General features: G+C 71.6%; 6 protein-coding genes. 3 read left to right on the forward strand and 3 right to left on the reverse strand.

Annotation, left to right across the window (positions count from 1 at the left end; translation table 11 throughout):
• The 3 genes from AOK24_RS41805 to AOK24_RS41815 all read left to right on the forward strand — a co-directional run.
• Positions 1 to 1,293, forward strand: a 1,293-nt coding sequence (locus AOK24_RS41805) for a zinc ribbon domain-containing protein (protein WP_055725106.1), incomplete at its 5' end; no start/stop codon positions are given.
• 42 nt (positions 1,294 to 1,335) lie between these two features.
• Entirely contained in the window at positions 1,336 to 1,839 is a 504-nt protein-coding gene (locus tag AOK24_RS41810) for a hypothetical protein (protein WP_055725107.1), read from the forward strand.
• Between the two features lie 143 nt (positions 1,840 to 1,982).
• Positions 1,983 to 2,339 carry an IclR family transcriptional regulator domain-containing protein gene (locus tag AOK24_RS41815; RefSeq protein WP_079057263.1) on the forward strand — a complete coding sequence of 119 codons (357 nt, stop codon included), beginning with the start codon at positions 1,983 to 1,985 and terminating at the stop codon, positions 2,337 to 2,339.
• 301 nt (positions 2,340 to 2,640) lie between these two features.
• Here AOK24_RS41815 and AOK24_RS41820 read toward each other — a convergent pair whose 3' ends face one another.
• From AOK24_RS41820 to AOK24_RS41830, 3 genes are read right to left on the reverse strand one after another with little or no spacing between them, the layout of a single operon-like run.
• On the reverse strand, positions 2,641 to 2,832 hold the full coding sequence (locus tag AOK24_RS41820; RefSeq protein ID WP_055725108.1) for a hypothetical protein: 192 nt from the start codon (positions 2,830 to 2,832) through the stop codon (positions 2,641 to 2,643).
• 8 nt (positions 2,833 to 2,840) lie between these two features.
• The gene (locus AOK24_RS41825) at positions 2,841 to 3,623 is read right to left on the reverse strand and encodes a GntR family transcriptional regulator (RefSeq protein WP_055725109.1); all 783 of its coding nucleotides are present in this window, start codon (positions 3,621 to 3,623) and stop codon (positions 2,841 to 2,843) included.
• Positions 3,624 to 3,653: 30 nt separating this feature from the next.
• Entirely contained in the window at positions 3,654 to 4,520 is an 867-nt protein-coding gene (locus tag AOK24_RS41830) for a zinc-dependent metalloprotease (protein WP_055725110.1), read from the reverse strand.
• Positions 4,521 to 4,651 lie beyond the last annotated feature (131 nt).

Below are 4,651 nucleotides of genomic sequence, written 5' to 3' on the forward strand. Positions count from 1 at the left end.
CAACTGCCCACCCGCCCCGACCCGGCCTCGTACAACGACTGGGCCTGGGTCGCCTGCCCCATGGTGCTGCCTGCGACGATCCCGGCCGGTGCGGTGCTGCACCTGCCCACCCTGCGTATCCACCAGGGCCGGGTCCGGGCGGATCTCGCCTACACCCACGCCGTTCCCAGGGCTTCCCGCACCGGTCACACGATCGCGCTGGGCGTGGACTGGGGCCTGAACACCCTGCTGTCCGCCGGAGCCGCACGCCTGCACGACGACGGCCAGATTACTGCCCTCGGCTCCGGTGGACAGTTCCGCGCCGCCGGGGTCCTCGCCAAACAGCACCGGCTCCGGCGCCTGTCCGAGCACCTGCACGCCAAGTCCGACCACTACCAGCGGCTCACCGGCGGGGACGAGCAGCATTCGCTGACCGCCAGGCACACGGTCCTGTCCGATGAGATCAGGCACGTCTATGACCGGCGTTCCCATCTCAACGACGCCCTCGCGTCGGCTGCCGCACGCTGGACAGTGGATCAGGCCATTACCGCCTCGGCCACGGTGATCTACGTCGAAGACCTGCGGTCGATGGAAGCCAGGGGCATGGGCCGCACCATGAACACCCGCCTCTCCCAGCAAGTGCGCGGACAGATCGTGGACCGCATGCGCCACTTCGCCGCCGAAGTAGGGATCGCCCTCGTCACCGTCCCGGCGCGCCACACTTCCAAGCACTGTCCCCATTGCCTCACCCCGCTGCGGCACCGCAAAGCCCCTGACCGGCCCACCACACCCGGATGGAAATGGGCACTCTGCCCCTCCTGCCGGTGGCAGGGCGACCGGGACAACGGGGCGTGGCGGCGCATCGCCGCACGGGGCCTCACCCACCAGACCAAGACCGTCACGGACCGCACCAGCGGCGCGATGGCGATCCGCACAGTGGTGGACACGCTCGAAGCGGGCGCGGTCGTCACGCCGAGTACCGACAACACCAGCCGGAACGACCGGTCCAAGACCGGCCCCACCCGGCCTCGAACTACACGTCCGACGCCCAGGCGACGCCGGACACCCTCCCCTGACAGACCTTCGGGTCCGGCGGGCCAGCGTCCGGAGGGACACGCTCACACGGACCGGAACCGGCTGCCCCGCGCAGCCCACCGGCACCAGGGCGTGACGACGATCAGCACACCCACCAACAAGCACCAGCCACGAGGAGCGGCACTGGGCGCAGGCTTCCACCTGCACGCCCACGCCACCCCTCCACGGTGGACAATCCCGTTGCCAGACGCTACGTCTGACATGGGATCGCTTAGCTGATTAGAGACGCTCCGCAACGCCACGAACGACGCGTCCGCATGGGTGCTCCTGGACAAGTCCTGGTACAACGACTTCGAACGCAACGACAACGACACCTACCAGCTCGGCGCTCCCGACGGCTTCGGCACCGTCACCGGGGTGGAGATCTCCAAGGGCGGCGGCAACGGGCTGTGCCTGGACCGGATCGTCCTCCGCGAGCCGGGCGCGGACACCGTGGGTGTCTGGCGGCACGACGACCTCGCTGTCCACTGGCTCGACCAGAAGGACGACTGCCCCAGCGCGACCGACTACTGCCTCGGCAACAGCAACGTCTTCGGCCTGCGCTACGAGCAGGCCCAAGCGCGCGGAATCCCGGGCGCGACCGCGACGGCCGTGAAGGAACCACACGGCTCGCAGCGGCACGGCGGCGTCCGCGCCGCCTCAGCCCCCCGGGACGAGGACGGCGACATCATCGTCCTGGGGGACGGCCAAGGAGGCGCTTTCCCCAACATCGTCTCCGACGGCGGCGGCGAGGACGACGGCGAAACCGTCATCATGGGCGACTGAGAGACCGGCGCGAAGGCTCCCGCCACCCCGCCGGGCCGGCCGTCGCGGGAGCCGCACTCGACACGGCCGGACCCGTCCTCGACGGCTGACCACCGCCTCACAAGAGCCCCGGGACGCACCGCGTTTTTCCCGACGAGCAGCCGCTGTGGGCCGGAGCCTCGTCCAAAGTCCTCCTGCACGACGCCTCCCAGAACCTGCTGCGGTGCATCGCCGCGTCAACTCCTCACGGCGACACGCCCGCCGACCGGCTGCGCGCCTGGGCAGAGGAGGTGGCGCACCGCGGCTACGCGGTCAGCAGCAGCGAATGGGGCGAGGTCCTGACCGCGGTGGCCGTCCCGGTGATCAGCCGCTCCGGCAAGGTCATCGCCTCGCTCTCGCTCAGCGGGCCCAGCCACCGCTTCCCCTACGAGGCCGTGGAGCGCTTCGCCACCGAGCTCACAAAAGCGGCCACTCTCATCTCCGCCCAGGGGTCCAACCACCCGCTCGGCCAAGGCCGCTGAAGCAGGCGTCAGCAGGTTCGCCCGGGTGGGCAGCGGAGTGGGCGGGCCGACGGCTGCATGAGCGGAGATCCACACCGAGGTGACGCGGCCGGGCAGCCACTTTGCCGCACCTTCCAGCTGGACGGTGTACCGGCGGTGGGCGAACAAGGACGAGTTGATGACGGCGGCGCTGCGCCGTGCGGTCGTGCGGTCGGTGGACGCGCCGTTCGAGGTGGTGGCCACCGGGTCGCTGCGGGGTGATCTGCTGGAGAACCACCGGGCATCCGCCCACCGGCAGCGGCCGTCTGACGGAGACGGTCCTTCAGTGGGCCTGGGAGCGGGGGGAGGTGGGTGAGGACGTGGACGCGGTGTTCGTGGCGGACCTGATCCAGGTGTGGAGTTCAGCTATGTCCTGGTCGCCGGGGGGGAGGACCTCGTCGCCGATGGCGGTGAGCTGTTCGGCCAGGCCGTCGTAGTGGCGGCCGGCCTGGTTGCGGATGTGGAGGTGGGTCATGCGGGGTGTCAGTTTTCTCGGGCGGGAGTTCGGGGGTGAGCGGGAACGGGCCGGGCGGCGGCCGGGAGCCCGCCGGTGTCGCTCGCCTGGCGGTTGTCGTGGCCGGCTTGCGGCCATCGGCCGGTGCTCAGGTGAGACGGGGAGAAGCGGGGGCTCGGGGGCGTCGGCGGCCTGGCCCGGTCTGCCGGGCCGTGCGCACGAGGCGGCCCCCTTCTTCCTCCCGCCCCACGGGCAGGGTTGCGGCGGCGGGCCGCCCCGCAGGCTTCGATGACGAGACGGCGTCCTTCCCTGCGCAGCCGCCCTTCGCTTTTCAGCCGCCGGACCGCCGCGCAGACGGCGCTGCGCGAGACCGTCAGCTCGGCGGCCAGCACCCGGTAGGGCGGCAAGGGCGTCGCAGCCGGGTACGTCCCCTCGGCGATCCGCCGGTGTATCACCGCCGTCGTGTAGGCCGACCAGATCGGATACCCCTCGGGCAGGCCCGGCCGCAGGCCCCGTCCGCCCGAGGCGCGCAGCACCCCTTCCAGGGAGAGGATCAGCCTCAGGGCTTTGACGGAGCGCCCGGTGCGACGGCGGATCCCGGCGAGGGAAAGACCCGCCGTGTAGGCACGGCGGACGGCCGCCCGCACTACGGGGTCGGCCGCCTGCGCCTGGAGGGATCTCGGCCAGGCCGCGGGCAGGCTGTCCAGGGCCTGTTCCCAGTCGGAGGGCTGCGCGCCGGGGTTGTCGGCGGGCGTGGTGATGCGATCGTCCGGCCCGACGGCATCGGCCCCTGTCCGGGTGGTCTTCTCCACGTCTGCCCGCCTCCTCCTGCCGGCTGCCGGTCAGCTCTGTCCGGCCGGTTCGGCCGTGAGGCCGGGGCCGGCCGGGGAGGCGGCGGCGAGCCGCCGGGCCCAGGTCTCGGGGTCGGTGATCTCCTCGGCGGTGGGCAGCAGGGAGGCGTCGGTCCAGACCTGGTTGACCACGTCGGTGCCGCATAGGCCGACGGCCTGGGTGATGAGCCGGAGCCCTTGGGCGTAGTGGGCGTTGAGACGGCTGAGCCTGGTGATGTCGGTGATCGCCTTATGGAGCCGGAAGCGCCGCGACGGCCTGGCGTGCTGGGCGGCGTCGACCGGTGCGCCGTAGAGGCGGGTCGTGATCTCCCGGTCGGCCCAGCAGGCGTGTCCTTCCACCACGGTCGGTCCGGCCTGGGGGTCGCGTCCCCGGCGGCCGGCGAACAGGGTCTCCTCCCACACGCCGGCACGGGCCGCGAGCTGCGCCTGGTGGACGAGCTCGTGCGCGACGATCTGGGTCAGACACTGCGCGTTGGTGTCGTATCCGACGTGCTGGAGCGTGCGGGGCACCATCACGGTCTCGACCTGGCCGTCGGCGGCCTCCATGGTCACCCCGGCGATCAGCGGCCACAGGAGGACGGGGAGGATGCCGCTGATCTTGAGGGCGCGGCGTATCTGGGTGATCTCCTTGGGCGTCATCTCCAGGTCGGCGATGTCCCGGGTCAGGATGCGCCCGCCGTTGTACCGGTAAGCGGCGCGCCACTCCTTCGGCGTGAGCAGGCGGAAGCGGACGGCCGGCGGAACGGCCAGGCCCGTCGTCTGGGTCACGAGCGGGGCGACGGTGTGCAGGATGGCGGATATCTGCTCGGCGAGGCCGGGGTGGCGGCGGGTCTCGTCGAGGACGGTGAAGCGGGTCACGGTTGTGGGTGTTCCTGTCGGGTGAGTGGGTCTTGGAGTGGGAGTGAGGGGGCGGAGGCTTCGACGGGTCAGGAGGCGGGGGTGTTGGTGCGGAGGTGGATGCGCCACATCTGCCGGCGCTGGTGTGGGGG

Source organism: Streptomyces niveiscabiei (assembly GCF_001419795.1).
Taxonomy (GTDB): domain Bacteria; phylum Actinomycetota; class Actinomycetes; order Streptomycetales; family Streptomycetaceae; genus Streptomyces; species Streptomyces niveiscabiei.

What these genes read in the sequence shown, in the direction of transcription:
- AOK24_RS41820 (WP_055725108.1), bottom strand. Translation starts at nt 2,832, where the DNA reads ATGACCCACCTCCACATCCGCAACCAGGCCGGCCGCCACTACGACGGC.